The sequence below is a fragment of the Leptospira broomii serovar Hurstbridge str. 5399 genome (genome assembly GCF_000243715.2).
Taxonomy (GTDB): domain Bacteria; phylum Spirochaetota; class Leptospiria; order Leptospirales; family Leptospiraceae; genus Leptospira_B; species Leptospira_B broomii.
The window spans coordinates 507,637-533,730 of the sequence record NZ_AHMO02000004.1; the positions used below are offsets into that span (position 1 = coordinate 507,637).

29 protein-coding genes and 2 tRNA genes are annotated in these 26,094 nt (G+C 43.9%); 16 read left to right on the forward strand and 15 right to left on the reverse strand.

Annotated features, from left to right (window positions below):
• The first annotated feature begins 3 nt into the window (after nucleotides 1-3).
• The 7 genes from LEP1GSC050_RS02475 (at nucleotide 4) to clpX (ending at nucleotide 4,984) form a co-directional block, all read left to right on the forward strand.
• Nucleotides 4-246, forward strand: coding sequence for a MoaD/ThiS family protein (locus LEP1GSC050_RS02475; RefSeq protein ID WP_040910844.1), 243 nt, complete (start codon nucleotides 4-6; stop codon nucleotides 244-246).
• A complete protein-coding gene (locus tag LEP1GSC050_RS02480; RefSeq protein WP_010569487.1) occupies nucleotides 247-687 on the forward strand; it encodes a molybdenum cofactor biosynthesis protein MoaE in 441 nt (146 codons plus the stop codon).
• The gene (gene mobA, locus LEP1GSC050_RS02485) at nucleotides 671-1,282 is read left to right on the forward strand and encodes a molybdenum cofactor guanylyltransferase (protein ID WP_010569488.1); all 612 of its coding nucleotides are present in this window, start codon (nucleotides 671-673) and stop codon (nucleotides 1,280-1,282) included. The genes LEP1GSC050_RS02480 and mobA overlap by 17 nt, the downstream gene beginning before the upstream one ends.
• A 328-nt stretch (nucleotides 1,283-1,610) precedes the next feature.
• Nucleotides 1,611-1,682, forward strand: a tRNA-Gly gene (locus LEP1GSC050_RS02490).
• Between the two features lie 32 nt (nucleotides 1,683-1,714).
• Nucleotides 1,715-3,100 carry a trigger factor gene (tig, locus tag LEP1GSC050_RS02495; RefSeq protein WP_020986914.1) on the forward strand — a complete coding sequence of 462 codons (1,386 nt, stop codon included), beginning with the start codon at nucleotides 1,715-1,717 and terminating at the stop codon, nucleotides 3,098-3,100.
• Entirely contained in the window at nucleotides 3,097-3,693 is a 597-nt protein-coding gene (gene clpP / locus LEP1GSC050_RS02500) for an ATP-dependent Clp endopeptidase proteolytic subunit ClpP (protein WP_010569490.1), read from the forward strand. Before tig ends, clpP begins: the two co-directional genes overlap by 4 nt.
• Before the next feature lie 19 nt (nucleotides 3,694-3,712).
• Nucleotides 3,713-4,984: an ATP-dependent Clp protease ATP-binding subunit ClpX gene (gene clpX, locus LEP1GSC050_RS02505; RefSeq protein ID WP_010569491.1), complete on the forward strand. Its 1,272-nt coding sequence runs from the start codon at nucleotides 3,713-3,715 to the stop codon at nucleotides 4,982-4,984.
• A gap of 44 nt (nucleotides 4,985-5,028) precedes the next feature.
• Here the strand turns inward: clpX and LEP1GSC050_RS02510 are convergent, their stop codons facing one another.
• The 4 genes from LEP1GSC050_RS02510 to LEP1GSC050_RS02525 form a co-directional block, all read right to left on the reverse strand.
• A complete protein-coding gene (locus LEP1GSC050_RS02510; RefSeq protein ID WP_010569492.1) occupies nucleotides 5,029-5,415 on the reverse strand; it encodes a DoxX family protein in 387 nt (128 codons plus the stop codon).
• 91 nt (nucleotides 5,416-5,506) lie between these two features.
• The gene (gene rktP, locus LEP1GSC050_RS02515; protein WP_010569493.1) at nucleotides 5,507-6,604 is read right to left on the reverse strand and encodes an Arg-Lys translocation region protein phosphatase RktP; all 1,098 of its coding nucleotides are present in this window, start codon (nucleotides 6,602-6,604) and stop codon (nucleotides 5,507-5,509) included.
• 4 nt (nucleotides 6,605-6,608) lie between these two features.
• Nucleotides 6,609-7,412 carry a twin-arginine translocase subunit TatC gene (gene tatC, locus LEP1GSC050_RS02520; RefSeq protein ID WP_010569494.1) on the reverse strand — a complete coding sequence of 268 codons (804 nt, stop codon included), beginning with the start codon at nucleotides 7,410-7,412 and terminating at the stop codon, nucleotides 6,609-6,611.
• Between the two features lie 76 nt (nucleotides 7,413-7,488).
• Nucleotides 7,489-7,728, reverse strand: coding sequence for a Sec-independent protein translocase subunit TatA/TatB (locus LEP1GSC050_RS02525; RefSeq protein ID WP_010418846.1), 240 nt, complete (start codon nucleotides 7,726-7,728; stop codon nucleotides 7,489-7,491).
• 107 nt (nucleotides 7,729-7,835) lie between these two features.
• Here LEP1GSC050_RS02525 and LEP1GSC050_RS20925 point away from each other — a divergent pair, with 107 nt between their 5' ends.
• The 7 genes from LEP1GSC050_RS20925 (at nucleotide 7,836) to LEP1GSC050_RS02555 (ending at nucleotide 14,592) form a co-directional block, all read left to right on the forward strand.
• The gene (locus tag LEP1GSC050_RS20925; RefSeq protein ID WP_020986993.1) at nucleotides 7,836-8,003 is read left to right on the forward strand and encodes a hypothetical protein; all 168 of its coding nucleotides are present in this window, start codon (nucleotides 7,836-7,838) and stop codon (nucleotides 8,001-8,003) included.
• A gap of 4 nt (nucleotides 8,004-8,007) precedes the next feature.
• On the forward strand, nucleotides 8,008-8,817 hold the full coding sequence (locus LEP1GSC050_RS02530; RefSeq protein WP_010569495.1) for a hypothetical protein: 810 nt from the start codon (nucleotides 8,008-8,010) through the stop codon (nucleotides 8,815-8,817).
• Nucleotides 8,818-8,869: 52 nt separating this feature from the next.
• Complete coding sequence (gene trxA / locus LEP1GSC050_RS02535; RefSeq protein WP_010418850.1) at nucleotides 8,870-9,184, forward strand: thioredoxin; 315 nt, start codon at nucleotides 8,870-8,872, stop codon at nucleotides 9,182-9,184.
• A 36-nt stretch (nucleotides 9,185-9,220) separates the two neighbouring features.
• The gene (locus LEP1GSC050_RS02540; RefSeq protein WP_010569496.1) at nucleotides 9,221-11,371 is read left to right on the forward strand and encodes a cAMP/cGMP-dependent 3',5'-cyclic-AMP/GMP phosphodiesterase; all 2,151 of its coding nucleotides are present in this window, start codon (nucleotides 9,221-9,223) and stop codon (nucleotides 11,369-11,371) included.
• Nucleotides 11,372-11,387: 16 nt separating this feature from the next.
• Nucleotides 11,388-12,518 carry an acyl-CoA dehydrogenase family protein gene (locus tag LEP1GSC050_RS02545; RefSeq protein WP_010569497.1) on the forward strand — a complete coding sequence of 377 codons (1,131 nt, stop codon included), beginning with the start codon at nucleotides 11,388-11,390 and terminating at the stop codon, nucleotides 12,516-12,518.
• 34 nt (nucleotides 12,519-12,552) lie between these two features.
• Nucleotides 12,553-13,776 (forward strand): Lsa36 family surface (lipo)protein, encoded by a 1,224-nt coding sequence (locus LEP1GSC050_RS02550; RefSeq protein ID WP_010569498.1) that lies wholly within the window; start codon nucleotides 12,553-12,555, stop codon nucleotides 13,774-13,776.
• A gap of 207 nt (nucleotides 13,777-13,983) precedes the next feature.
• Nucleotides 13,984-14,592 (forward strand): hypothetical protein, encoded by a 609-nt coding sequence (locus LEP1GSC050_RS02555; protein WP_010569499.1) that lies wholly within the window; start codon nucleotides 13,984-13,986, stop codon nucleotides 14,590-14,592.
• A 56-nt stretch (nucleotides 14,593-14,648) separates the two neighbouring features.
• On the opposite strand, the gene LEP1GSC050_RS02560 is transcribed toward LEP1GSC050_RS02555, so the two are convergent.
• The 11 genes from LEP1GSC050_RS02560 to LEP1GSC050_RS20930 all read right to left on the reverse strand — a co-directional run bounded on the left by LEP1GSC050_RS02560 (nucleotide 14,649) and on the right by LEP1GSC050_RS20930 (nucleotide 24,650).
• The gene (locus LEP1GSC050_RS02560; RefSeq protein WP_010569500.1) at nucleotides 14,649-15,944 is read right to left on the reverse strand and encodes an MFS transporter; all 1,296 of its coding nucleotides are present in this window, start codon (nucleotides 15,942-15,944) and stop codon (nucleotides 14,649-14,651) included.
• 123 nt (nucleotides 15,945-16,067) lie between these two features.
• On the reverse strand, nucleotides 16,068-16,424 hold the full coding sequence (locus LEP1GSC050_RS02565) for a phasin-related domain-containing protein (RefSeq protein WP_020987020.1): 357 nt from the start codon (nucleotides 16,422-16,424) through the stop codon (nucleotides 16,068-16,070).
• A gap of 102 nt (nucleotides 16,425-16,526) precedes the next feature.
• On the reverse strand, nucleotides 16,527-17,102 hold the full coding sequence (locus tag LEP1GSC050_RS02570) for a bifunctional nuclease domain-containing protein (protein WP_010418865.1): 576 nt from the start codon (nucleotides 17,100-17,102) through the stop codon (nucleotides 16,527-16,529).
• Nucleotides 17,103-17,161: 59 nt separating this feature from the next.
• Nucleotides 17,162-19,039, reverse strand: a complete 1,878-nt coding sequence (locus LEP1GSC050_RS02575; RefSeq protein WP_010569502.1) for an alpha/beta hydrolase — start codon at nucleotides 19,037-19,039, stop codon at nucleotides 17,162-17,164.
• Between the two features lie 696 nt (nucleotides 19,040-19,735).
• Nucleotides 19,736-19,809, reverse strand: a tRNA-Ile gene (locus LEP1GSC050_RS02580).
• Nucleotides 19,810-19,871: 62 nt separating this feature from the next.
• Nucleotides 19,872-20,375 (reverse strand): hypothetical protein, encoded by a 504-nt coding sequence (locus LEP1GSC050_RS02585; RefSeq protein ID WP_020986908.1) that lies wholly within the window; start codon nucleotides 20,373-20,375, stop codon nucleotides 19,872-19,874.
• On the reverse strand, nucleotides 20,372-20,869 hold the full coding sequence (locus LEP1GSC050_RS02590) for an LIC_11959 family protein (RefSeq protein ID WP_010569504.1): 498 nt from the start codon (nucleotides 20,867-20,869) through the stop codon (nucleotides 20,372-20,374). Before LEP1GSC050_RS02590 ends, LEP1GSC050_RS02585 begins: the two co-directional genes overlap by 4 nt.
• Nucleotides 20,870-20,871: 2 nt before the next feature.
• Nucleotides 20,872-22,200 (reverse strand): HEAT repeat domain-containing protein, encoded by a 1,329-nt coding sequence (locus LEP1GSC050_RS02595; RefSeq protein WP_408605368.1) that lies wholly within the window; start codon nucleotides 22,198-22,200, stop codon nucleotides 20,872-20,874.
• Entirely contained in the window at nucleotides 22,133-22,624 is a 492-nt protein-coding gene (locus LEP1GSC050_RS02600; RefSeq protein WP_010569506.1) for a response regulator, read from the reverse strand. Before LEP1GSC050_RS02600 ends, LEP1GSC050_RS02595 begins: the two co-directional genes overlap by 68 nt.
• A gap of 121 nt (nucleotides 22,625-22,745) precedes the next feature.
• Nucleotides 22,746-23,900, reverse strand: coding sequence for a 6-hydroxymethylpterin diphosphokinase MptE-like protein (locus LEP1GSC050_RS02605; protein WP_010569507.1), 1,155 nt, complete (start codon nucleotides 23,898-23,900; stop codon nucleotides 22,746-22,748).
• Between the two features lie 210 nt (nucleotides 23,901-24,110).
• Entirely contained in the window at nucleotides 24,111-24,650 is a 540-nt protein-coding gene (locus LEP1GSC050_RS20930; protein ID WP_010569508.1) for a hypothetical protein, read from the reverse strand.
• A 90-nt stretch (nucleotides 24,651-24,740) separates the two neighbouring features.
• Here LEP1GSC050_RS20930 and LEP1GSC050_RS02615 point away from each other — a divergent pair, with 90 nt between their 5' ends.
• Both LEP1GSC050_RS02615 and LEP1GSC050_RS02620 read left to right on the forward strand, forming a co-directional pair.
• Nucleotides 24,741-25,373: a TlpA family protein disulfide reductase gene (locus LEP1GSC050_RS02615; RefSeq protein ID WP_010569509.1), complete on the forward strand. Its 633-nt coding sequence runs from the start codon at nucleotides 24,741-24,743 to the stop codon at nucleotides 25,371-25,373.
• Complete coding sequence (locus LEP1GSC050_RS02620; RefSeq protein WP_010569510.1) at nucleotides 25,370-26,065, forward strand: type 1 glutamine amidotransferase; 696 nt, start codon at nucleotides 25,370-25,372, stop codon at nucleotides 26,063-26,065. The genes LEP1GSC050_RS02615 and LEP1GSC050_RS02620 overlap by 4 nt, the downstream gene beginning before the upstream one ends.
• Nucleotides 26,066-26,094: the final 29 nt, after the last annotated feature.

Here is a 26,094-nt window from a genome sequence, read left to right on the forward strand (position 1 = left end):
AGAGTGAAGATAGAGCTACTTTGTTTCGCTGCAATGAAGGATTTCTTTCCCGCTAAAGAGAATATCGATCTGGAATCGATTCGGACGATCTCCGACCTGCGTTCCGCGTTGGAATCAAAAAACCCACTTTCGGCTCCTTTACTAAGAATCAGTCGTTTTGCGGTCGACCAAGTAATCGTAGCTGAAGATCATTCCCTAGTCGATGGACAAACGGTTGCGGTTTTGCCTCCATCTAGCGGAGGTTAAATGGCCTTCCTTCAAGAGCTGTCTTATATCAAATCCCAGCCTTTAGAGCTTCCCCATAACGTGCCTGACCTGCCAGAAACGGGAGGCTTGGTTCTGTTTGCCGGAATTGTTCGAAATATTAATGAAGGTAAAAAGGTCAGATATCTGGAATATGAGGCGTTTCCCGAAATGGCCGATAAAATGATTCGATCCATATTGGAGGAAGCGGGAAAGAAATGGGGCCTACAGTATATAGATTGTCAGCATCGGCTAGGTAAATTAGAAATTTCTGAGATAGCGGTCATTGTAGTGACCGGCTCGATGCACCGGGAAGAGGCATATACGGCAAATCGTTATATAATCGATCGAGTAAAGCACGAGGTCCCGATTTGGAAACGCGAGTTTTTCGAAGATGGAACTTCCGAGTGGTCCCAGGGTTGCCAGCATGACCACCGACATTGAGCCGATCGGAGTCGTACTAGCCGGCGGATTTAGTTCGAGGATGGGAAGAGATAAAGGGTTACTTCCTATCGGAATCGGGAAATATTTTCTTACAAGATGTATTCGTAGATTGAGTTTCGTATGTTCTAGAATACTCGTCTCGGTACGTTCCGATCAAATTTCAGAATATTCCACTTTTGTTTCGAAGAAAGACCTGGTTTGCGATTTGCCGTTTTCCTTCGGCGGACCCTTGGTCGGCTTACTAAGCGTCTTCTCCTTTTGCAGAGAGAATCGTATACTATCGCCTTTATTAACTCTCCCCGTCGATATGCCATTCGTTCGAGTTAGGAGCCTGGCTAGAATCAAGAAAGCCGGGGAACAATTTCCTCAAGGAGTATTTTGCCGCATAAAAGGAGAACTAGAGCCGATTTGCGGGTTATTTCCTTATTCCTATTTGGAAGATTGGATGAAGGAATGGGAGGAAGGATCTCTTTCGGAGGTTTCTCCCAAATCGAAGCTTGAAAACAGAAATTTGGTTTTATTCGATCTCTCCGAGCAGGAGGAAAAATTTTTTAAAAATATCAATTTCCCGTCCGAGTATATTCGGATTCGTTAATATTACTTTCTTCTCCCCTTTTTTGAGTAGTAGCTACGGCTCTTTTTTGCCCTGGACCCTTTTGGGTATTTGACAATTCCAAAATTACTGAATATTTTTAGCTAGAAAAGATTTCTTTAGGATTACGCTGGAGCCAAACCTTATTTATAGGTAGTACGTGCCGATTTACAAGAATGCCAAAGGAGTCAAATTGATGATTCATTTTGTTTGGCCTGTATCAAGTCAGCTCCGCTTTAACCCCTTTTTTCATTTCAAAATCCCGCTAATTTCAATGTAAAAACCTGTTTACAGGTCGTTCCGGGCCAAAATTATGGTTTTTACCAATCGTGCGGGAATAGCTCAGTGGTAGAGCACCTCCTTGCCAAGGAGGGGGTCGCGGGTTCGAATCCCGTTTCCCGCTTTTTCTTTTTTCGCCTTTCGGCGCCTCAATCCATGGAATTCAAGACAAAGAAAAACCCAAACGCATCCGTAGAACTCAAGCTTACCTTTGACAAAAGCGATCTAGAGAAAGCTTTTGAAAAAGCGTATATTCAAAAACAGAAGGAACTCAAAGTCCCTGGCTTTCGTCCCGGCAAAGCGCCTTTACCAATGGTAAAGCGTCACCTTGGCGACTCCGTTGCTAGCGACGCGATTAATATCCTTCTTGTAGATTCTGTCGACTCCCTAAGAGAGCAGTTGGAGCATAAGATGGTTCGCTTTCCGAAGTTTACCGTCGATGATTATGTTCCGGAAAAAAGCCTCGTAGCGACCGCAGTCTATGATACCGAACCGGAAGTGAGTCTCGGTAAATATAAGAAGATCAAAATCAAGCTCCCTGAAGTCAATGTGACCGAAGAAGATATCCTGGAAGAACTCGAAGGTGTAAGGAAACAGTTGGCTCGTAAGCTTTTAAGAGAGCCTGAGGAAACTGCGCAAGCCGGAGATACCGTCGATATGGAATTTATCGTAACCGAAGACGGTAAGGAACCCCAGAATGCTAAGAACGGTTCCAGCGATTATAAATTAGGGGATGCTAATAACCTTCCCGGCTTCGATGAAAATCTATACGGTATGAAAGCCGGAGAGCCTAAGAATTTTTCCTATACCTATCCGCAAGATTATCCTCGAGAAGATCTGGCAGGTAAGTCGATTCAATTTGAAATGACTCTTAAAGCCATATACAAAGAAGTTCTTCCGGAGCTGGACGACGACCTTGCAAACGAGTATGACGGTTCGGAATCGTTAGCCGCTCTGAAGGAAAAATTTAAAGAAAGCCTTCGTAAGAATTATGCGGAAGGCGTAAAAGCCAAGAAGTTAGAAGAAGTATATAAGGAACTTGTGGAAGACTCCAAATTCGTCTTTCCCGAATCGTATCTTTCCGAGGAATCCGAGCATGTTTATCGGAACATGATGAGGGATATTATGGGTCGGGGACAAGGAGCAAAGTTTTCCGAAGAACAGATTCCATCCATGGAAAAATATGCCGAAATGGTAAATAAGCCTCTAGAGGAAATTCGGACTTCCTTTTCCGGTATAGCAGAAAACCGACTCAAGGGCTATTTTGCGCGTCAAAAGCTGGCTTCTATAGAAAATATCACCCTATCCGAGGAAGAATTCTCTAAGGAATTAGCCGATCTTGCGTTAAGATATGGTATGGCAGAAGCCGATTTTAGAAAAGAATTGGAAAAAGGTAAACTTCTCGAGACTTACCGGGACAATTTTTTGTCAAAAAAGATAGACGATACGCTCTTCGAGCTTGTAGAAAAGAAATACAACGAGAAGATGAGTATCCGACAACTTAAGGAATTCCTGTCTAAAAAGGAAAGTGGAGGAGTATGAGCGTAATTCCAGTCGTCATTGAGCAAACAGGTCGGGGAGAGAGATCCTACGATATATATTCACGTCTTCTAAAGGATAGAATCATTTTCCTTGGGAATGCGATCTCTGACGAATACGCGAATGTAGTGATTGCTCAGCTCCTCTTTCTCGACGCCGAAAATCCGGATCGAGACATATATCTCTATATTAATTCTCCTGGCGGTTATGTTTCCTCCGGGCTTGCAATTTACGATACAATGCAGTATATTAAGGCGGATGTCAGAACTCTTTGTGTGGGACAAGCTTCCTCAATGGCTGCGCTGCTTTTAGCCGGTGGAGCGAAAGGAAAACGTTCAGCGCTTCCTCACTCCAGAATCATGATGCACCAACCGACCGGAGGCGCGACCGGCCAGGCTTCGGACATAGCGATTCAGGCAAAAGAAGTTCTAAAACTTAAAGAAGTTCTGAACGGTCTTTATACAAAGCATACCGGCAAATCTATGGAACAAATCCAAAAGGATACCGAGCGCGATCTTTATATGACCGCAGAGGAAGCCCAAACCTACGGCATTATTGATTCCGTGATTTCTATAGAACGCAGTATTAAGAACTAATAGAGAAAGGATAGGCATCGTGGCAAAGAAACCGACCGGAACCAATGGCAAACAAAAACTGTTTTGTTCTTTTTGCGGAAAGGAGCAAGATTCGGTCAAACGTCTTGTTGCGGGTCCAGGCGTCTATATCTGCGATGAATGTATTTCTCTTTGTAACGAAATCATCGCGGAAGAACCGGAGCAAGAAAAGGAACGCACCGAACTCTTGGGCGAAGTCCCCAACCCTGCAGCTATAAAATCCATACTAGATCAGTACGTGATCGGACAGGATCATGCTAAAAAGGCCCTGTCCGTCGCGGTTTATAACCACTATAAACGGATTTATCTGAAAGATAAGAAAGCAGAAATAGAATTAGAAAAATCAAATATTCTTTTGATCGGGCCGACAGGATCCGGTAAAACCCTCCTGGCCCAAACTCTTGCCCGAATCATTAAAGTACCGTTTGCAATCGTGGATGCTACTGCATTGACCGAAGCCGGATACGTCGGCGAGGATGTAGAGAACATCATCCTTAAATTGATTCAAAATGCGGACAACGATATTAAAAAAGCCGAAATCGGTATCATCTATATCGATGAAGTCGATAAAATCGCGCGTAAGTCTGATAGCGCTTCGATAACGAGAGATGTGAGTGGGGAAGGTGTCCAGCAAGCCTTACTGAAAATTATCGAAGGGACCGTTGCTAATGTGCCTCCGCAAGGCGGGAGAAAGCATCCTCATCAAGAGTATTTACAAGTCGATACTAAGAATATCCTATTTATTTTAGGCGGAGCCTTTGTAGATCTGGATAATATCATCAAAACTAGAACCGGAGTCAAAACCATCGGATTCGGCAGTGATGATAAGGAAGGTAAACAGTTACGAGACGAAACGAAAGGAGAAATCCTTTCCAGAGTTATTCCCGAAGACTTAATGAAATTCGGTTTAATTCCGGAGTTTATCGGTCGTATGCCTGTAATTGCCACTCTTCAAGATTTGAGCGTGGAAATGCTGAAGAGAATCTTCAAAGAACCGAAGAATTCGATTCTTCGCCAGTATACGAAAATTATGGAAATGGAAAACGTAAAACTTTCCTTCGAAGACGCGGCCATAGATCGGATCGCGCAGCTTGCGATTCAACGCGAATCGGGCGCCCGGGGATTGCGGGCTATCGTTGAAAATCTTATGCTAGAACTTATGTACGAAATCCCTTCGAGAAAAGATGTCGAAGAAGTGATTATTACCGAGGATGCGGTAAACGGAATCAAACCTCCCGAGTTGATTCTGAAGAAAGAACCCAAAATCGCTTAAAGAATCGTTTAAGCTATAACTGCATAAACGATTTCTAAGTTTCCCTATTTGGAAGAAAGTTTATTAAATAAGGGATTGCTGTCTCTGGTAAGGTACCATTGGCTTAAAAACCCCAAAAGAGCAATCGTCGCTGAGATTGTTCCCACTCCGGCCTCTCCAGAATAGCCTAAAACCGAGACGTGGGCCGCTAATGCTCCAAGCATAATACAGGAACCGAGACCGGCTCCCGCCCATTGCGCTTTAGGAATGAAAATCAAAACGACCGTTAGTAATTCCAAGCTTCCGGTAAAATATCTTCCGATCGGTTCCACGCCTAGTTTGGAAAACGTTTCTATCGATTTTTCGGCGCCTGAAAATTTTAATAAGAATGCCGGTATAAAGATTAAGGCGGTAAGTATCCTAAGTATCCAGTTGAGAATATTCGTTTTCATAACTGCTCCTATTTGACCAGAAGCTTTCTCCGTATTCGGGAACTGGCAAGGTGATTTTAAGGCGTATTACGGAAAGTTTCCTTTCGCGAAGTCAATTCCAAACTCGACCGACTGAAAGGATAGAGGCCTTATACAGCGTTTTTTTGCCTGCCTCTGCCTCGAGCCATCTTCCAAAATCCAAAACGAGTTCTCTTGTGTTACGGAATTCCTTACCGGCAGTCCAATTTTGCAATTTACTTAGGAGGATTTTCCTTTCTCCTCCCGCCAGTTCTTTTAACCGATCGCTTAATACTACGATGAACTCTCCCTGCTTTAAAACCGTCCTTTGAATATCTCGAGAAGCGGCTCTAAAATCGTAGAATCTCCTTTTGGGCTGCTCCAGCGACACTGTCCGATTTTGCCGATGGATAAGAATCGGAAGCTCCTGGCATTGTAGAAATCCGATTTCTCCCGTTCTGGTTTCAATATAGAAAAGAGTAAGATTCAGATACGGAATCGGTGTGGAACGAAGAGCTCGGTCCAACTTATAAAGCAGATCTTCTCCTCTAATTCCGGTCGTTTCCTGGGCGAGGGAAATCATTCCTTCGATTCTGGCTTTCATTCCTGATTCTAAGAAGCCGTTATTCGGAAAGCCTGCAAGAATTCCTAAGCATCCGTCCGCCGTGGGAATGACGTTCCCATAATCGCAACTTGAATCTTCCGAGGTACGCGGAAAAATCGTGATATCCAAATTTCGAATCTTATGCAAACGAACTCTATGGAAGAGGGCCTCTAATTTGTTCGAAAGTTCTCTCTCTCTTCGTAAAAGCGAATGGTGGGAAATATCCGCTTCCTTTTCTTTTTTCTGGAACAAAGCGATTCGAAAAGACCTTGCCAATTCTCCGATTTCATCGTTCCTTTCGGATTCACCGGTTTCTTCGTAAACGTCTTGCGTCCAGCTTTGGAAAAGGTGAGTGAGAGATCGTAACGATTTATACGTTAGATGAAGAATAAAAAGCGTTAATCCCCCCAATGCGGACGAAAATACGAACGCGGTACCTAACCGGAGCCATAATAAAGATCGCAAGGCTAAAGCCGTTCCGCCCTTAACTACCGCGTCGTCGATGAGTACGAAAAGTAAGAAGAAAACGAAAGCGATCGTGAAAATCGCGAACGATAATTTATATTTCGTATGAAGCTTCCGGAACAAATTCTCAATCTCTTTCGATAATTTTCATCAGAAGAATGGAAATTACAAATAGAATCACGAGCGGAATGAATAGCATGAGCATCGAGACCACGTCGGGACCGGGCGACAGAACGGCAGCGGAAACGGCTAATCCAAGGATTGCCTCCCGCCAATGAGCCAATAGGAATGATGACTTCAGAATTCCTAAGGCGCTCATAAGAACCAAGACTACCGGTAGCTGGAAGGCTAAACCGAATATTAAATGTATGTTAAAAAAGACATCGTAATATTCATCGATGGGTAACTTCGTTTCGATGTCTAGGGGGCGAAACGTTACCAGGAAAAGTTTCAGAAAATTCTCGAATGCCTGGGTCCAACAAAGCCAGACCCCTAACCAGAATAAAAGAGTGGAGAAAGCGATCAGCGCCTTACCGAGTCTCGCAGTCTTAGATTCGAGAGCAGGGGCAACGAACCCCCATAGAAACACGAGTGTAAAGGGAAAACTTAAGAGTAGCGATACCATAAAGCTCGTTCGAAGATAAACCATGAACGGCGCCATCAATTTGATCTGATAAAAAGTAGCCGATTCTCCCAGTACCTTTTTATAGGGGCGGGTAAAAATTTTGTGAATTTCTTCTCCGAAAAATAGGGAGGCTATAAAGAAGACCGAAAAAACCAGGATCGTTCTAACAAGAACGAGCCGCAATTCCTCGAGGTGTTCCCCCAAGGTCATAAATTTTTCCTTATCCTGCGCGACCGCTTCCCGATCCGGAGTCGGATTCGGAATTTCTGCGGCTCTATCCTGAAGTTTCTTTTTTTTGGCGGGCATTCCGAGGAATCCGATTCAGTTATTAATGAGAGATGATGCCTGTAGAGACGATGACGTTCGCCTCTACGGTTTTATGTTAAGCGGACTTTTTAGACTTCTTTGTCGATTGAGTTGTCTTAGTCTCAGGTTCCTGGATTTTAGGGGCTTCGCTTTCCGGATCCCCGGAGATCGACTTGCGGAATTGTCGAATTCCATCCCCTAAATCCTTAGCGAGCGAGGGAAGTCGCTTGCCTCCAAAAAGTAGGAGTGCTAAAAACAGGATAATGAGGATTTCCGGCCAACCTAGGTTACCGATGAATGCCAGTGGTAAATACATGGATCTTCCTCCTTTGTTAGGATTTCTCGCCGGTTTTATATGTCAAATAGATAGTAGCAAGGAACCGATAATTCTATGAGAACCTATTGGGACCAAGGAGTCTGGAAATGAGAGTCGAACCGCCGGTTTTTGATGCGATTTATTCCGCTCCACCCGTTATTCAACCGGGTTCGGAAGCAGCCAGGGAAGACGAGAATAAAAAGGAAGACAATACCCAAAATTCCGATTATATGTATGCACTTTCCACCGGTAGCATTATTAACGTGCAGGTATAAATGAATGGCCTTAACTAAGGAACAAAAGCAGGAATTTCAGGAGAAGCTTTCGGATTTCCGCGCGTATTTGGATGATTTAAAAAAAGAAGGAAATCTTCTTAAAGCGCAGTCCCGGAAGGATCCCAAAATGGAGCCTTATTTCAATATAGCGCTTTCATTAAACTCGATCAAGAATATCAATACCTGCCTGCTTATCAACGAAATCTCGGTGGCTATTCTAGACCTGAAGTCGGACACGTACTTGAACCAAGGGAGAAAGGAAATCTATAACGCGATCTCCTTTATGGAGAAAGTAGTCGGCTTGGATTTTGAAGGCAGTTTAGCGGAGAATAAGGATCTTCTTGTCAAAATTCCGGAATTTAATCCTCTTCAGAGACTGAATTATATAAAGGGACTTCGCCTTTCGACGAGTAAAACCATCGAAGCTTTCGGATCCAATTCAAAGTGGAAATGGAGTTTTCCCGAAATCCATTTTAAAATAGCCATTCTTAGTAAGAATCTTTTTGACTATAGGGCTTTCGAGAAGGAAAGAGACTTGGAGAACCCGTACTATTATCCTCGCCAGGAACACTATAACCTGATTCTGGAACTGTGTAACTTTGCCGCTCAAGAATATCGGGCAAAATTCGATTTATCAACGCAGGACGTAGGCGATCTTAAAAAGTCCATCGTTCTTTTGGAAGTAAACAGGAAAATTCTTCAGATAACGGGCGAAACGGAAGATCTCGGAAAGACGAAAACATTAATAGAATCGTTAAAAGAAAAAGTGGAATCCCTGGAAGCTGAGAAGGAAAAGAAGAAAAAGAAGAAATAGACCCGTCCTATTTGTTATAAAGAGTGGGAAAAAAAGGAGTAAAAACAAACCCATGGCATTGTCCGAAATCAACGACGCAACTTTTAATACTGAAATCTCCGGCGGAATGGTCCTTGTGGACTGTTGGGCCGAATGGTGTGGTCCTTGCAGAATGGTCACTCCCGTTCTCGAAGAACTCTCGAACGAACTTACCGACGTTTTGAAAATCAAGAAATTGAACGTAGACGATAACCAAGATACGGCTCAAAAATTAGGAATCCAATCGTTACCTACATTACTTCTTTTTAAAGAAGGACAGTTAGTTGATAAGATCATAGGCGCGTTACCTAAAGCGCAGATCAAAAACTTTATAGAAAGGCACAAATAAAACGCGCTTCTGAGAGCGATCCGTCAGGAATCTTTCATGCTAAAAGAACAGTCTAGGGAATATATCGAGCTTCAACGTGGAGGCTATCTCGTTGAAACGAGTGAGGGCTTTTTTCAAATCGGGTCGCCTCCCGAAACCATCAAAGACACGATGGCAGAGAAAAAAACGCCTCTCGTTTTTATTTTGCCGAACAAGTTCTTTCATGTAGAAAAGGGAATCAGCACCGCAGAACTGGAATTTCCTATTTATTTCAATTTCTTTCTTCGTCAAAGAAAAACCACGATCATCTGCACCGAGGAACAGAGAAAACAGCTCATCACCGTACTTAAAGAATCTTTAATGGGTCCGGAAGAAATTAATTTGGAGTCCGAATATCTGAACGGAGCCGAGTCCTTCGGATTTCCGGATATGAAGGCGGAAATGACCTACTTTCGAAGCTATAAAGGCTTGGATGACGTAGTCGATTTTAAAGTTTTCGCTTCGGACGATATGGTCACTCTCGGTAAAGTGATCGTTCATAAGCTTCCCTCCGGAGATTTTCGAATTACGGACGGAAACAAGGAAACGGAATTGCCCGGCGAGGTAGGGTTCAATATCAAATATGATATCGGCACTCGACTGAAAGAACCGTTTCAACCGCCTTTATTAGGAATTACTTGTTTAGGCCCTTCGCATGGGTTTGACCCGGAGGACAATACTTCCGGTTTTATCATTTGGTTGAACCATCAGGGTATAATGGTGGATCCTCCGGTCAACTCGACCGAATGGCTGAGGAGTTCCAACGTAAATCCGAAATTGATTAATCACGTAATTCTAACGCATTGTCACGCCGATCACGATGCGGGTACTTTTCAGAAAATCCTTGAAGAAACTAAAATCACCATTCATGCTACGGCGACCGTGATGGAAAGTTTTCTTCGGAAATATTCTTCCCTTACCAAGATCCCGAAAAAGGAATTGCTGGAATTATTCAATTTTCAACCGATTATTATCGGAAGACCGTCGATGATCATGGGCGGAGAATTCAATTTTCATTATGCGCTGCATTCCATCCCGTCCGTCGGGTTCGAATTCTTTTTTCAAGACCAATCTTTCGTTTATACGTCCGATCATTTGAACGAGCCGGAAATTCACGATAAAATGTATAAGGACGGTGTTCTGCCGGAATCTCGCTGGAAGTTTTTGAAGCAGTTTCCTTGGGATCGCAGAGTGATCTATCACGAAGCTGGAATTCCTCCATTACATACTAGAGTCAGTTATTTGGCGAGCTTGCCGTCCGAAGTTCAGGAAAAGATCACAGTGTATCATATTGCACGGAAGGACATGCCTCCCGGAACAAAATTGAATCTTGCGAAGTTCGGAATTGAAAATACTCTGTACCCGGAAATCACTCCTCCTAAGCACATCGAAGCATATAATTTGTTGGATATTCTGAGTCAAATCGATATCTTTAGCGGTTTTGCAATCGAAAAAGCGAAGGAATTTTTACTGATCGTAAGAGAGGAGAAATACAAACGCGGAGATCATATCATTCGCAAAGGCACGTTAGGTGATAAGTTTTATATTATCGCTTCGGGCAATGTGAAGTTCGAAGGTCTAGAGACTTCATCCGAGCAAGTTCCGATCAAGCGGTACGGTCAGTATGAGTATTTTGGCGAGGCATCCTTAGTGTTAGATTTACCGAGAGCCGCGGACGTATATGCGGAAACCGACGTAGTCGCGCTTACTATTGACAAGAACAAGTTCTTACAATTTATTCGAAACACCGATCTTCGCCAAAACTTAATTAGACTGAACAGTATTCGGGATAGTAACTCTTGGCAGACTCTTATAGAATCCCGTCATTTTAAGGGATTAACCAGTTATCAAGTGACTCAATTGGAAATGATCATGAGGCTTTCCAAAGTGAACGCTGGTTCAGTGTTAATCAACGAAAAATCGTTTTACCACGAAGCCTATATTATTCGTGATGGAAAAGTAAGCGTTTATCAGAACGGTAAGAAACTCGCCGATCTGACCAACGGGGACTTCGTTGGTGAAATTTACGCGATTTCTAAAAAGCTTTCTGCGAATTACACGTTCACTGCCGAGTCGGAAACAGAATTGTATTCCATATCTCAGAACGAACTGATCCAGTACATAAAGAGAAATCCCGGCGTTTACATGAGAATGAACACCGTCTACTAATTACGAGGGAATATTAATGGAAAGAGTCCTGCAATTTACCGAAGAACATGAAGCGTTCCGAGACATGGCACGTAAATTCTTTGAAACTGAAGTGGCGCCTCACCATCACGAATGGGAAAAAGTGGGAATGGTTCCCAAGGAACTTTGGAGGAAGGCCGGAGCAAGCGGTTTGCTATGTCCGGATGTTCCGGAAGAATACGGCGGCTCCGGAGCAGATTTTCTATATAATATAGTTGTAATAGAGGAATCTTCTAAAGTCGGAAACAGCGGTTTTTTCGTATCGCTCCATAACGACGTAATCGCTCCGTATATTTCCGCTTACGGGAACGCGGAGCAGAAGAAACGTTGGCTTCCCGGTTGTTGCTCCGGAGATAGCATTCTTGCCGTGGCCATGACCGAGCCCGGCTCCGGATCGGATCTGAAAAGTATTCGAACCAGCGCTGTCGATAAGGGTGACCACTATTTAGTCAACGGCCAAAAAACGTTTATTTCGAACGGACAATTGGCAAATTTAGTAATTACCGCCGTAAAACATGAAAACGGAACGATTTCACTTGTTATGATAGAAGAGGGAATGAAAGGTTTTGAGAGAGGTAGAAATCTCGAAAAAATCGGACTCAAGGCCCAGGATACTTCGGAGCTATATTTTAATGACGTAAAAGTCCCCAAGGAAAACGTCATCGGAAAAGACGGACAAGGGTTCCGTTATTTAATGATGAAGCTAGCTCAGGAACGTTTAGTTCTTGCGGTTGCTGCAGTCGAGGCCACGGCGTTAGTTCATAAGATGACCTTGAAATACATCAAGGAACGCATGGCCTTTGGAAAGAAGATCGGAACCTTCCAGCATATCAAATTTCAAATGGCTGAGATGGCCACCGAACTTGAAATGTGCCGTACGTTCATCGACAAAGTCGTGACCGAACATATGAAAGGAAATAAATTGACCGTAGAGGCTTCTATGGCCAAATATTATTCCACAGAGATGCAAAAGCGTCATACCGACCAATGCCTCCAATTCTTCGGAGGATACGGTTACATGATGGAATATCCTATTGCGAGAGCTTACTTAGACGCGAGAATCCAAACGATTTACGCGGGCACGACCGAGATTATGAAAGAAATTATTGGCAGTAGCCTAGGTCTCTGAAAGAATCTGGACTTTGCCGTCGTCCTAAGTTAATATGGACGAGATGGTTCCTGTTAAGAGAATTCTTAGGCGGTGTATTCATTGCATCGCCTTCATTATTTTAGGCGTTTCCGCGTATGTAGTTCCGACTTCTCCAGTTCACGCGCAAATTACCTGTACTCCTCCGCTTACGGGTAATAATGTGTGTACTATAATTCCGGCGAATATCCAAGCGGATTTTAACGGCTTACAACAAGCAATACAAACTCAGTATCTAAACGAAATCACTAAATCGATGGCCAACGCGGCGGTAATGAGTAACATTAACGCTTCGATGATGGGGCCGGGAACGGTAAATCGGTTTCAAATCGGAGCTGGCATTTCCGCCGGTGGCGTTAAAAATAGCGATATTACCGTTTCTTATAATGGGACAACGCTTCCTGCTATGCCGAACGTAGGGGCTTCCATCAATCCGTCTCTAATGTTGGGTGTAAATTTGGGTTGGCTATTAGGCAAAGGTCAGTCCGATCAGCCGGATAAATCCGATAAGGTTCCCGAATCACAGAGATCTTTTTTGCACCGTTTGAATTTCTATGTTCACGGCTTTCACGGAAATATCGGATCCGGAGATTTAAAATCTCTTACCCATCAGGCTTCCAACGGTCTACATTTGGATGGAAGTGCGAATTCATTCGGTGCAACATTACGGTTTCAGCTCGCGCGAGAACGTTATACGCGCCTTGATTTTTTCGGTTTTACGGGTCTGAGTTTAGGAGTGGGTTTTCATCGACAGGACGAAGGTATCAATATAGTCTATGCGCCCGGGATTAATTCGGCCGCTCAGGTAAATTTCGGTTCTGCGTCCGGACGATGGGATGAGACCGTTACCTTCGCCTATCGAAATAAAGTTCAATCGGTTCCCGTAGATGTAAGAACCGGAGTTCGCCTCTTTTATTTTTTAACGATATTCGCAGGCGGAGGAATTAGCAATAATACGGGATATGCAAAAGTGAATTTGGATATTAACGGTCCTTTATATTTAGCGGCGAACATACCTTCATCGTCAGGATTACCTGCCGCAGTGATTCAGCAGTTGAACGGCGGGGCGACTGGAACTTTAAGAGTTCATACAGGAGGCTCTGCTTACGTCAAAACCCAGACGAGCTACGTTTTAGGCGGATTTGAAATCAACTTACTGACATTTAAGGTCTTGGCAGAAGCAATGATGACCACCGACAAATTATATTCGGCGAATCTAGGGGTCAAGTTTGCGTTATAGAAGAGCGGGGGAATGGATACCTGAGCAAAAGACAAAGTTCCATTCTTCCGTATAGATTTCGCAAAATAAGAAGAATTTCTTCCTTTTATCAATATAGCTGCTATACTTGGGCATGAGTTTTGCAATATCTAAAAGGGGAAGTCGATCGACTATATAATCTTATATGTTTTGTATAAGAATTCAGCAGTCCGCCCCCAGAGGTGAATAATGATTCATACGCCAGAAAAACCACTTCACCTTTCCTGCATCCCAAGAGGCGAGTCGTACGCTCTTAAGGTCAATATTTCCAGAAATGAAATAGGGATCATATATAGAGTCACTGCAGTTTTATACGTGCACGGCTGGAATATCGAAGAGGCGATTGCGGAAACTTCCATGGACGGTTATATTCAGGATATTTTCATCGTTCGCAGGATAGACGGTGAGGCGATGACGGACGAGCATCTTAATGCGATCCATTTGGATTTAAAGGAGCTCTTTTACGGAGGAGTTTCCGTGATGAATTATTTATCCAAGCATCCTGAAAAAATAGAAGGTTTACGCGCGAAATTAGAACAGATTCCCGAAATATTTCTTTTTAATTCCGAGATCAGCGATTCGACCGTGATGGACTTACGAATGGAAGATCGACCCGGGATTCTATTCGAGATATCTCAAATCCTTTTTCTTTTCGGAATCGATATCCTCTCCTTTAAAGCGGTGACCGACTCGGGCCAAGTAAGAGACACGTTTTTGCTTCGCTTGGAGAGTGGAGCAAAGCTGGATGAGAAATTACATTTTAGTAAACTGAAAGACGCTTTGCTATCAGTTCTATAAGCAACGTATCGGAACGCTTCAATAAGAAAAATAATTACTCTAATTTTCCATGTTGTTCAAGCGTGATGTTTTTTAGGCTGACGTAAAAACCAGAAAAGAATTAAAAAAACGGCGCTTAGAACTGCGGAAACCAGGAATGAAATTTGCGGACCTCTCTGAGAGTAAACGAGGCTAAACGCGATCGGCGAAATTCCCCTACCTAAAGAACCTAAGCTTCGGAGAAGACCTATGTTCTTACCTTGATCTTGAGGCGGAGAAAATAAGGAAACCATAGCGGATATCGACGGATTCAAGAAGGCGCTTCCCATCGCTAAAAGCGTAAGAGCGAGAAACAATTGTGTATGGGAGTTTGTAAAGGAGAGAAGTAAAAAACCCAAAGTGAGTAATCCGCAAGCAAAGAGTCCGATTTGCTTTTCCGGAATTTTCCCGCTGATTCTTCGGATAATTCCTCCCTGGACGACTACAATGATCAGTCCGATATAAACGAATGTATAACCGATTTGGATAGGCTTGAAATTTAGGAACTGATCCAGATAAAAGTTTAACGAGAATTCAAAACCCGAAAAGAAAAATAAGAAGAGAAAATTCAAGAGGCTTAAAAAAAGGACTTCTCTGGAACCTATATCTAAAACTCCTAATATAGGATGAAGTCGTCCTTCCGGTTTACGTCTGAGAGTAATCGGAAGAGTTTCCCTGAATCGAAACAATACGAATAGTAGGTTTACAAGTGCGGCGGCGCTTGCGGCCAATGCAACGGATGGGAAAACAGTCATTTTCGACCAGGGGAAAAATGGGAGCAGGGTGGACGGATCGGTATGCGCTAAAATACCTCCGATAGACGGACCGGCAATGAAACCTAAACCGATTCCGGCTCCGATCATTCCCATTCCTTTTGCCCTATCTTTTTCTTCGGTCAAATCGGCCATAGCCGCGGTCGCAACGGAAATATTTCCACCCATTAGGCCGGTAAGTATTCTAGATAAAACAAAGAGAGAAAAACTTCCGGATGCAAGCCAAACCAAGTAGCCTAGAAAACTTCCGGTGCAAGTAAAAACTAGAACCGGCCTTCGTCCCGTTCGATCGGAAAGCTTTCCCCAAATGGGCGCAAATAAAAATTGGAGAACGGAATACAGACTCGCGACAATTCCGCCAAAAAGAGCCACGAAAAGTTTCCAGTCGCCGCCCGAGTTATCAAGCAGGTGCGAGGTCCAACCCGCTAAAAGATCGAGTACCGGATCGCCTGCCTGAGCTAGAAAATGATTTAGAGTTTCCGGGAAGATCGGAAAGATGAGGGAAAACCCCATCATATCGATAAAGACTGTAAGAACTAAAATGAAAGATTGCTTCCTCATGGGCGGACGTGGCTCTTCTTAGGTTACTGACAAGAGGACTTACTCCTCTTATTTTTATTGCCTAGTATTTGGGCCGAGTCTTCCTTGTCCCGAATTTTTCTCCACCCAGGAGGAACTATAGGTTCACTGTTTTTTTGTTAACTTGCTAAGTTCGTCGATCGCCGATTTTGCCTTGGCTTTTAAATCTTCCGGAAGCAAATCGTTTACTTGCAGGGAAATTTTTTCAAAGTTTTCCTTAAGCTGTTGATAAATCTCTTTCGTTTCGGCATTCGCATTTTGCAGTTTGGATTGGGCGTCGAAAACGGTTTTTTGGACCAGATCTCGGAATCGATTCGCTTGCTCGGATTGGTCTTGAGAACCTTTCGTACGTAGTTCTTCATAAAGCTTTTCCAGATCGGCGAGAGATTGTTTTAGCTTACTCTCTCCCGACTGAAAAGCCGCAATTCCTGCGTTTAAGATATCCATTAAAATCTTTTCCATCGAAAACCCTCCAGCATAGGGGTCCAATGATAGAAATTGAATCCTATTTCTTCAAGCTAAATCGAAAAAAGGGGAAATTTGGACGGATTAACCAAAGCCATTTCAGGAGGGATTTTCTAACATTTTACGAATTTGGTCCCTAATTTTGGCGGCAGTTTCGTAATCTTCCGCCTTTAATGCGTTATCTAAAGAATCCTGCAAAATTTCGAGCTGCGATTTGGGAAGTTGAGAAATCTTTTCCTTGCCGATCGTTTCGCCCGGGATCTCGTCGTCTTTCATAACGATTCCCGCTTCTTCGATGACTTTCTTAGCTAGGTAAATCGGTGCGCTCGCACGGAGAGCAAGTGCGATCGAGTCGCTAGGCCTTGCATCCAATACGATCAGCTCTTCGTCTTTCCGCAAGGTAATCTTAGCGTAGAACGTATTATCGATAATTTCCTCTATGGCAATCTTAACTATCTGCACGCCTAGCGTAGTGAGTAAAATCGTCATTAAATCGTGGGTCATGGGTCGGGGAGGTTTGGTTCCTTCTAAAACGGAAGTGATCGAATGCGTTTCAAGGGGGCCGATGAAAATAGGTACGACTCTTTGATCGGAGTCGTCTTTTGCTTTCAGGAATACCGCGAATCCGACGTTGGTTAGGGAAATATTGTAAATGTTCGCTTCTATTAAATCCATTCCTAATATTAGACCCTATCTTTCGATTTCCGAAATGTCAAGCCTTCTAAACTGACAATTCAGGTCGAGTCTAATCCGCGAATCCAGGAATCAATTTCCGCGCACATTTCTCTGACTACCGGCATATGGAAAACGATTCCCAAATGACCTTGTTCATACGAGAGAATTCGGTTTTTTTCATGAGGCAAGGCGACAAGATCCGCCTTGATCGTTTCGCTCGGAACTACCTTGTCCAGAGAGCCGAGAATGGAAAGGAGAGGAATACTTAAATTCTTTTGGAGGGCAGTGTAGTCCAAATTTCCGTCATAAGATAGAAAGGAATGGTCCTGACTGAGTTGAGAACGAAGAAATTGTAAAACGACTTTGGTCGACTCTTCGCAGAAAATATCCTCGATCAAAAAATACCATTCCGGCGGAGAAATTTGTCGGTAGCCGACAAAATCCCTGAGGTTTACCACCTTCGTGTGCAGATCAAAAGAAACGGCTCGCAGGGAAGAGTGCAATCCCAACAGAAATTTAAAGAATTTATTTAGGTCTACCGTAGGAAGTGTCGTTTGCAAGGAAAAGGAAGTAAGGTCAAAAAGGAAATCCGAGATCGACTTGGACGGGACGAGCCTCAATCCCATTTTCAAGACATCCAACCCGGGAATTTGCGCTTGGAGTCTAATGAAATTCGGAGAAGTAATCGATACGATTCCGGCAATCGTATCTTCCGGCCTTGGCAGGGGAACGACAGGATTTCGCTTTTTTTTCACGATCTCTTCGTAAGCAGCGCAGTAGAAGCGAGGAATCATTCCTCCCATACTATGACCTAAGACTACGTTCTGTTCATTTGGAAAATTCTCCGTTAGCCAATTTAAAACGGCAGGAAAATCCTCCTGGATAAAATCATCGACTGTCCAGCCTTCTCGAATTCCGAACGGAGGGAGAGTTCTGCGCGAACGTCCTCGCATATCCATGGAAAAAACGCGATATCCATGTTTGAGAGATAATTCTCTGGCCACCTTATCCATTACCGAACGACGACAGAAAAATCCGGGAATCAAGATTAGGTTTTTTCCAGTATCGTTTCTGTCTTTCGGCTCGAATCTTTTTAAACTAACCGAAAAACCGTCTCCCGAGGGAATGATATAGCTTGCGTCTAAACGATAAGACCTTTGGTAGGTGTGAGAATCGAATATAATTGTAGTTACCGGGTCATTTTGTCCGTATCCACGAGTATAAAAAAGATTCTTTGCGCGGGAATTTAGATCCGATTTTTCGATATTCTTTCGAGCGTAGTAAGGATCTCCCTTCGGACCCATTTCTCTGGAGATTACGAAGTCCACCACGTCATACAGGCAATAGAGTTGCTGGCGAACTTCTTCTTCCTGTTCTTCCGTCATATTATCTCGACGGATTCCCCAAAGCATTCCTATCGGATATCCCTTAACAAACAGCGGGATGCCGGCGGCATAATTCATAGTCTCCGTGAGAAGTTTTTTTAGATTAGGGTGGATTCGTACGTCTTGCAAACTATGAAAGTACACTTCCGGTCTGGCTTTCTTTTCCACGGAAAGAATTGCTTCCCTAAGATAGCGTGCGGAAATATTTGCCGGATCCTGAATGGAAATCGGAATCGTATTACGAATAAACTCATCGATACTTTGGAGTCCAACTCGGTTGGCGACTTCCTTCATTTTAAAGTGAGTGGCGGATGCGACGATTTTTAAGTCTTTTCCCTGAATGGATTCGAAAATCGAATATTGAAAAACCGGTTTGCCGTTCGGCAAGGTCATCGCGACCATTTTATTTACGAAGGAAGTCCAAACTTTCTGTAAAAAGATACTCGTGGGTTCGGATACCGGAAATATATAAATATCATCCGGACTGACAGTATAAGAGCTGCCTTTCCGACGTGGTTTGGGGCTGACCTTTCGGGCGGTGGTCTGGTCCATACGGTTAATTTTTTAATTCAGGTCTTTTCAATGCAATCTGGATTCTCAACTCCGACTAACCCTTTTGGGGGATGTCTCTAAAACAACCCTTTGGAAAAAAGAAATTGCCGAAATTGGACGTCTTTTTCGCGCCTTCGTCCCTCCTGGACTCAGGTCGCGTTTATTTACGCTCCCTATCGTTTATTTTTGTTTTAAACTCCTGGTAAGAATTTACAAATTGGCTTCGCTTTGCTTAGCCACCCTCCGGGTATTTTGCTTCCTATGGGTCGCTATAAACGCTTTCGCTCAAAAGCTTCAAGTCCTTTAATGGATCTGTAAATGAGAGTTGTCTGGACCCGGAAGGACTTGCCGTTTCGCAGTTTGCCGTCGTGGCAAACTAAGCTCCACGGCGTCTTTTTCGCGCCTTCGTCCATCCTGGACTCAGGTCGCGTTTATTTACGCTCCCTAGGGTCGCTATAAACGCTTTCGCTCAAAAGCTTCAAGTCCTTGATGGATTTGTGAATGAGAATTGTCTGGGCCCAGAAGGACTTGCCGTTCCGCAGTTTGCCGTCGTGGCAAACTAAGCTCCACGGCGTCTTTTTCGCGCCTTCGTCCATCCTGGACTCAGGTCGCGTTTATTTACGCTCCCTAGGGTCGCTATAAACGCTTTCGCTCAAAAGCTTCAAGTCCTTGATGGATTTGTGAATGAGAATTGTCTGGGCCCAGAAGGACTTGAACCTTCGACCCGCAGATTATGAGTCTGCCGCTCTAACCAACTGAGCTATAGGCCCGACCACTCCAGTTTTTCCGAGAGCCGGACCACATCAAGCCCATTTCATGGTTTGATAGGATTCTAGTTTTTCGTTCCCAGATACCGTTCCGGAAGGGAAAACCAATCCTCCAGGTCCTTGCGTTCTCGATAAAATGCAGTGTAGACCGTGTAGGCAAGGTCATCCTTACGAATCAAAAAAAAATACAATCGTAGAGGGTTTTCTCCCGAAAAATCCTCTTTGGTCCAACGCAAAATTTCCGTGTCGTTAACGGAAAATGTCTCCGGCTCCTTCCCGGGAAAGACCGCTCGAATAGAATCTTTCGCGGTGTCCGCTTCTCCCACGCGATCTAATTTTCTCCATATCAGAATCCAAGGTCGATCCTTTATGGGAATTGCTCGCCAGCGTTTACGCGATTCGGTTCGAACTAAAGCTTTCTCGGGAAATGAAATCGTCAAAAAATTTTCCCGAAAAATTTCTCCAGGCTGATAAACCTTTTGATCGGGGTCTAGGGGAACGGCAAACTGCATGTTTTGCAAAGATAAAAATAGTATGAAAAATAAAAGGGTCCGAGAACACTTTTTCAAAGTAAAATTTCCTCGAGGATGAGTTCCTTATACTCTTTTAGTTGAAAGACGGGAATCGAATGCTTTTCTTTCCGGTCGACTAATGTGTCTTCTCCTTTCTTTTTAAAACGCCGGATGACTTTGTTTTCAAAAACGAATACGCCCAAATAATCCCCCGTAACTTCGTAGGGGGCGCCCCCGGAAAGTCGGGAAGCGTACTTCCGGAGTCTCCGATCGAATTTGTTTTCACGATACTTAAAATAGAAGGTATGTCCGTTCCAGTCATAGAAGATTGCATAATTTCCCTCTAAGCCCTGAAAGAAAAGTTTCAACTTTTCAGGAAAGTTCGGAGAGGAATCGCTCAGGCCCTCTTTCATATCGAGAGATCGGGGTTCATCCAGAGAAATCGTTCCTCGATAGGTGTTTCCGGCAGGTTCGGATGCCAAACTAAATGTGAATACGAGTACGATTGCAAAGACGGCTGCTATCTCACGATTTCCGCAAAGCCTAACCATAATTAAGGATTCTCTAATTCTTCCGACTCCTCATCGGCAAAAGGAACGACTTTCTTGTCGGGTTTTGAAGCCTTAGAAGATTTGCTTTCTTCCGTTTTAGAAGCATCTTCCTTAGTTTTAGAATTCGCTTTCAAAGATTCGGCTTTAGGCTTCGAGGTAGTATCTCCCGATTTTGTAGGTGGAACAAAGTCCGGTGAAATCTTTTTGCGAAGCTGATCTAGAGCGGCTTGAGCAGCCCGCTTCACTTTTTCACTAGGATCTCGTTGGGCTTTATATTCCAAAATTTCTATGACTGCCGGGTCTTCCGTCTCCGCCAAATGTTTGATCGCTCTTAATCGAACGACTGCATCGTCGTCTCTCGCGAAAGAATAAAGCTCTTCGATGATATCCTTATCGCCTAAGGAAACTAAGGCGGTGATCGTGTGAATCTTTAAAGCCTGGTAGTCTTGGATATCGGTTTTGGATTTTAAATTCCGAATTTTATTAAGTAATTCTGTCATCGGAGCGATTGCCGCAGTCGATTTCATCTTGCCCAAAGCATTCACGCAATATGCGCGTAAAGTGATCGGTTCTTTATCGTCCTTGAAAGTCGTAATCAGGAGATTCTCGACCGATCTATTCTTTACTTTACCGAAATATAATGCAGTTTGGGCTCTCAATTCCGGATCGTTGAATTTTTCCTGAAATCTAGCTTCTAAAACGCGAAATGCCTCGTCCGCTTCCGGGAATTCGGCCAAGGTATCGATTAAAGAAACGGTAAGGTTCGAATTTTTCGTAAAATCCTGGGCCTTGAGTAGGTCGGTTAATAAGGGAATTGCGGATTTGAACTTTAACTTTTTGACCGCATAGACGGCTTCCTTTTGGACGTCGGGTTGCTCGTACTGAACGAGTGCGACGATCTTATCCTCGAATTTATTTAAACCCAGAAGGCTCGAGATTCTTAGGGCATAGATTCGCATCGACCAATCCGGATCTTTTACCAGGATGATTCCTACCTGATCGTATAATTCTCCGGATTCCTCTTTCGGAAAATCTTCCAGCTCTCTTAATGCACCCGCGCGTTCTTTCGTTGTTCCATATTTCAGAATTTGCAAGAGCACTTCTTTTTTCTTTCGAATTTGTTCGGCGGTATATTTAGGCTTTGTCGGTTCCTTTGGCCCGGCTTCCATTTGAGAGGAACTGAGTAATACGGTCGCCAATACCGTTATAAGGGCAAGCTTCCGGATATGAATACGGATGATTCCGAGTTGAAAGGGAGGTATATCAGTCTCCTGTCTGCTGGAGCTTACGATTTTCTTCTTCGAGTTCCTTGATTCTGCGGTTGAGTTCATTGACTAGGTGTTGGTTCTCCAAGTTCTGATGGAACTTTTCAATCAGGGAATGTATATCCCTGCTAAGGTCTTCAATATTCCAGGGCTTTTCGACATAACGACTAAGTCCTCCGAAATTAATGGCATGAATGGCCGAATCTAGACCGGCCTGGCCGGTCAGTAAAATCTTAATCGAATCGGGCGACTTCTTATGAACGGCCTCCAGAAAGTCGGCGCCTTTCATTCCCGGCATCACTTGGTCCGTGATGATTACTTCGATAACAAAGCCGGAATTTTGGATTTCCTCCAAAAGGGAAAGTGCTTCCTCTGCGCTCCTGGCGGTTTCGATTTCATGAGTCTTACCGAACTCGTTATGGAGCTGCTCTTGGAGTGTTTCCAGAACCGATACTTCATCATCGACACAAATAATATAACCTTTATTCATAATCCTAGACCCAAGGGACGGTTCAATTTCCTGGAACTATAGAATTTTGGAGACTATTCTAAGAATGTCAATAAGAAGAATTTATAAAGAGGCCGAAGAGACTATCCTCGATTCGCGGGTTTTACTCAAGAATTCGACTTTCTCTCATCAAGATAGAACGAATTCTCGAAGGAAATTCGGCTACAGATACGCTTGCGTTCCTCCAAAAACTTCCGGTTCGGGGGAATTCGGAAGAAATTTCCAATAACGCATTTTTCCAGTAGGTAGAATGGGAGGCATCCTTCGGCAATTCTTCCAATAAAGTTAAAGGGCTCCACTGTTTCCAAAGATTAAGTACACTCGTTCTTCGTATCCAGCTCGCATTTGGAGAATACCTTCCTAAAAAGAGACTCCTCCTTCGAGTTAGAAAAAAACGATCGTATCTTTCATAACCGCTTCCCCTACAATGCGTTTTACCTGCTGTCCTGGAAAAATCGAATCCCTTAACGATACAGGATTCGAATCCTAACGCATCCAAGACAGAAACAGCCATTCCAGCGATATTTAGAGTGGGATTTTCCAATATCGGCGCCTCGGGAAAAAAAGACATTCGAGCTAGTTGGTCGAGAGGGTGGGTGGAAACATATAAAATTTTGGGATTGGGGAGATCAAAGATTCTCGCCGATCCGCCCAACCATGTAATGATCGGAATTTGATCCGGGGTATTTTCCGGAAAATGGAATCCAGTCCCGCGCCCACTGTCGATAGAAAGAATGGAATCCGGCAGAATATTATTTTGGAGTAGAAAGCCTAGGCTGGTATCCGAGGCGAGCAGATAGACTTTGGTCCGGTTTTTTTCGATCCAGTCCCTCTGCAATTCCAGATTTGGGGAAGCTCCGATAAAGCATCCGATTTGATTTTTACGCACTGGAAGCTTTTTACCGATGATTCGAAACGCGGATGGATTTTCTTGAAATCGTTTTGCATGACGAAAGAAATTATGTATCCAGAGTTTTTCGTACGTATCCTTTGCGATTTGATTTTGGTCGGCGAATCCTATATTTTGTAGAAAGGAAAGAATCTCCTGGGAAACTTCCGGAAATTTTCGAGCATAAGTAGGATGTAGGAAAACTTTGAGTGAACGGATTCCTTCCGGGATCCAACTAGAAGTAGGAAGCGTTTGAAATTTCTTCCAATCGTACCAGATCGGAATCGAGCCGATTTCTCGACGAACAAAATCGCCTACAAGTGGTTCGAACTCTGCAAATGGCTCCAGGCAGAGAATCCGGGTATTCATTCCTACTGTTTTCAAATAGGCGGAAACGTGGTACGCGCAACCGATTCCTACGAATAGAATGACCTCGGTATCAGCGATACTTTGGGGAACCGTCGCGGCAATTCTCTCGCCTTCTTTACGCGGGTCTTTTTGGGAGTGCAGGTGGAAGGAGGACGAATCCTCCTTTAGATTCGGTTCGCCGTCAGGTTGGCGGACCAGGAGAAAAATAGGTTAATCTTCCTCTTTTTCGACGGTTTCTTCCTCGTCCTCTTCTTCATCATCGTCTTCAGTTTCTTCTTCATCCTCTTCTTCCTCGTCGTCTTCATCATCGTCGTAGGATTCTTCGCCTTCTTCACCATCTTCCATATCCATCAGAGGTTTCGGCGTTTCTTCGGGGATAAAGTCTTCTTCGGTATCTTCCTCCGCTATCGGAGCTTGAGGAGCCTCGAAAAGACCGTTAAATTTGGAATAAGCTGGATCCGTGATACGAGCGTCTTGCTCGATTGCGGCTCTTTCTTCTTTAGTAACGTATTTGTATTGAACTTCTTCGTTGGAGAGCGCAAACATGGCTTGCACGGCAAGTTTTCTCGCCTTAATTTTCTTAGGTAGGTCCAGGCGATCGATCCTATCCAGAATTTGAAAACCAGCTACGGCTCTTTCGTACTTGTTTTTCTTGGCTAATTCGATAAGAGTAACAATATCAAACTCAGAATTCTGGTGTTGGGTCATTTTTTGTTCCTGGAAAAGGATAGGAGCCTTAGATTTTACCATTCTCCTCCGTTTCGGCGACCTGTCAACAACCTTATGTCTTCGTTTATTCCTTGAATTTCCGGGAGAATCCACAAATTTGGTAATCGCCCAATGGATTCTCAGGCAAACCTCGATTCCAGGCTTAATTTCTCTCGCTTTACAGCGGGGATTTTCTTCCGCCTTTCTCTCCTACTCTTTTTGGTCGGTAGTGCGACCTGTGCCCCTTCCGAACAATCCAATTTAGGTGTGCAGTCATTCGAAGGATTAACGTTAGACGGACAGACGATCCGCTTATCGGATATCCAAGCCGAGCGAATCGCTTTGAATGTCTACGGCCCGAACTGCGTGCCTTGTATTAAAGAAGTTCCTGTTTTGAATTATTTATACAAGGATTTGGCATCGAATCCTAGGATTAAGTTGTACATGGTCGTGGATCCGACCGTGTTTGTGGATTCTCCCGAAAAAATGACCGAAGAACAGATCATGACGGAAGCGAATATTCAGATGAGGGAAGAGATCCGTAAATACGGCATAAAGCTTCCGGTTTTGATTATGAAAAAGCCGTTCCGAATTTCTAGAAATGACGGATTGGTAACCGGAACGCCCGAAACCTTATTATTCAAAACCAAACCGCTTGTTCTATATTATAATTTTATCGGGCCGATCAGTGAAGAATCGGACGTACTTGCGATACCGAAAGATAGAAAGGTGATTTTCTTTAAGCGAATGGCGGGATCCGTATGAGATGTTTGATTGTTCGATTCAAGGATTGCGAAGGACCGGGAACCCTCTTGGATTCCTTGAAATCTCGAAATTATCGGATAACGTATCATAACGCGTACGATTCTAATATTCGAATTCTACCGGACGCGCATCAGGTTTTTGATTTAATCGTACTCCTTGGCGGACCGCAAACGGTACACGATCCGGCTCAGGCGGATTTTTTTAGGCCGTGGCTGGATCTCGCCTATAACCTGACTCAAATGGAATCTCGAAAGGTCATAGGAATTTGTCTTGGATCTCAGATCCTGGCGAAAGTTCTAGGGGCAAAGGTTTCTGTGGGAGTAAAAGGGCCTGAAGTCGGATTTTCGGATATAAAGATCGTAAATTCGTCGCATCCTGCCTTTGCCCGTTTAGCCGGGAAATCCATGATTCCGGCCTTTCACTTGCACGAAGATGTATTCGAATTACCTAGCGGTTCGGAACTTCTTCTGGAAGGAAGCTTCTATCCGAATCAGATGTTCGCCTGGAAGAATCGGGTATTCGGAATTCAATGCCATTTGGAAATGACCGCACCCATGTTAGAAGTTTGGAAAACGGTGCATGGAGAATTCATTCAAAAAGCAGGCTGGATTCCTGGACCGGAAACGGGCCAAATTAGGTCTCAAATGGAAGAGGCTGGGCGTGCGCTTTTTGAAGGAATCTTGGATATATAGAATGTTCCATCCTCGAGGGAACGGCGAGA

Bases quoted from the DNA above. Each gene is read 5' to 3' on its own strand.
- LEP1GSC050_RS02480 (WP_010569487.1), top strand. From the start codon at position 247: ATGGCCTTCCTTCAAGAGCTGTCTTATATCAAATCCCAGCCTTTAGAG.
- mobA (WP_010569488.1), top strand. From the start codon at position 671: ATGACCACCGACATTGAGCCGATCGGAGTCGTACTAGCCGGCGGATTT.
- tig (WP_020986914.1), top strand. From the start codon at position 1,715: ATGGAATTCAAGACAAAGAAAAACCCAAACGCATCCGTAGAACTCAAG.
- clpP (WP_010569490.1), top strand. From the start codon at position 3,097: ATGAGCGTAATTCCAGTCGTCATTGAGCAAACAGGTCGGGGAGAGAGA.
- LEP1GSC050_RS02510 (WP_010569492.1), bottom strand. From the start codon at position 5,415: ATGAAAACGAATATTCTCAACTGGATACTTAGGATACTTACCGCCTTA.
- tatC (WP_010569494.1), bottom strand. From the start codon at position 7,412: ATGCCCGCCAAAAAAAAGAAACTTCAGGATAGAGCCGCAGAAATTCCG.
- LEP1GSC050_RS02525 (WP_010418846.1), bottom strand. From the start codon at position 7,728: ATGTATTTACCACTGGCATTCATCGGTAACCTAGGTTGGCCGGAAATC.
- LEP1GSC050_RS20925 (WP_020986993.1), top strand. From the start codon at position 7,836: ATGAGAGTCGAACCGCCGGTTTTTGATGCGATTTATTCCGCTCCACCC.
- LEP1GSC050_RS02530 (WP_010569495.1), top strand. From the start codon at position 8,008: ATGGCCTTAACTAAGGAACAAAAGCAGGAATTTCAGGAGAAGCTTTCG.
- trxA (WP_010418850.1), top strand. From the start codon at position 8,870: ATGGCATTGTCCGAAATCAACGACGCAACTTTTAATACTGAAATCTCC.
- LEP1GSC050_RS02540 (WP_010569496.1), top strand. From the start codon at position 9,221: ATGCTAAAAGAACAGTCTAGGGAATATATCGAGCTTCAACGTGGAGGC.
- LEP1GSC050_RS02545 (WP_010569497.1), top strand. From the start codon at position 11,388: ATGGAAAGAGTCCTGCAATTTACCGAAGAACATGAAGCGTTCCGAGAC.
- LEP1GSC050_RS02550 (WP_010569498.1), top strand. From the start codon at position 12,553: ATGGACGAGATGGTTCCTGTTAAGAGAATTCTTAGGCGGTGTATTCAT.
- LEP1GSC050_RS02555 (WP_010569499.1), top strand. From the start codon at position 13,984: ATGATTCATACGCCAGAAAAACCACTTCACCTTTCCTGCATCCCAAGA.
- LEP1GSC050_RS02560 (WP_010569500.1), bottom strand. From the start codon at position 15,944: ATGAGGAAGCAATCTTTCATTTTAGTTCTTACAGTCTTTATCGATATG.
- LEP1GSC050_RS02565 (WP_020987020.1), bottom strand. From the start codon at position 16,424: ATGGAAAAGATTTTAATGGATATCTTAAACGCAGGAATTGCGGCTTTT.
- LEP1GSC050_RS02570 (WP_010418865.1), bottom strand. From the start codon at position 17,102: ATGGATTTAATAGAAGCGAACATTTACAATATTTCCCTAACCAACGTC.
- LEP1GSC050_RS02575 (WP_010569502.1), bottom strand. From the start codon at position 19,039: ATGGACCAGACCACCGCCCGAAAGGTCAGCCCCAAACCACGTCGGAAA.
- LEP1GSC050_RS02590 (WP_010569504.1), bottom strand. From the start codon at position 20,869: ATGGTTAGGCTTTGCGGAAATCGTGAGATAGCAGCCGTCTTTGCAATC.
- LEP1GSC050_RS02595 (WP_408605368.1), bottom strand. From the start codon at position 22,200: ATGAACTCAACCGCAGAATCAAGGAACTCGAAGAAGAAAATCGTAAGC.
- LEP1GSC050_RS02600 (WP_010569506.1), bottom strand. From the start codon at position 22,624: ATGAATAAAGGTTATATTATTTGTGTCGATGATGAAGTATCGGTTCTG.
- LEP1GSC050_RS02605 (WP_010569507.1), bottom strand. From the start codon at position 23,900: ATGAATACCCGGATTCTCTGCCTGGAGCCATTTGCAGAGTTCGAACCA.
- LEP1GSC050_RS20930 (WP_010569508.1), bottom strand. From the start codon at position 24,650: ATGGTAAAATCTAAGGCTCCTATCCTTTTCCAGGAACAAAAAATGACC.
- LEP1GSC050_RS02615 (WP_010569509.1), top strand. From the start codon at position 24,741: ATGGATTCTCAGGCAAACCTCGATTCCAGGCTTAATTTCTCTCGCTTT.
- LEP1GSC050_RS02620 (WP_010569510.1), top strand. From the start codon at position 25,370: ATGAGATGTTTGATTGTTCGATTCAAGGATTGCGAAGGACCGGGAACC.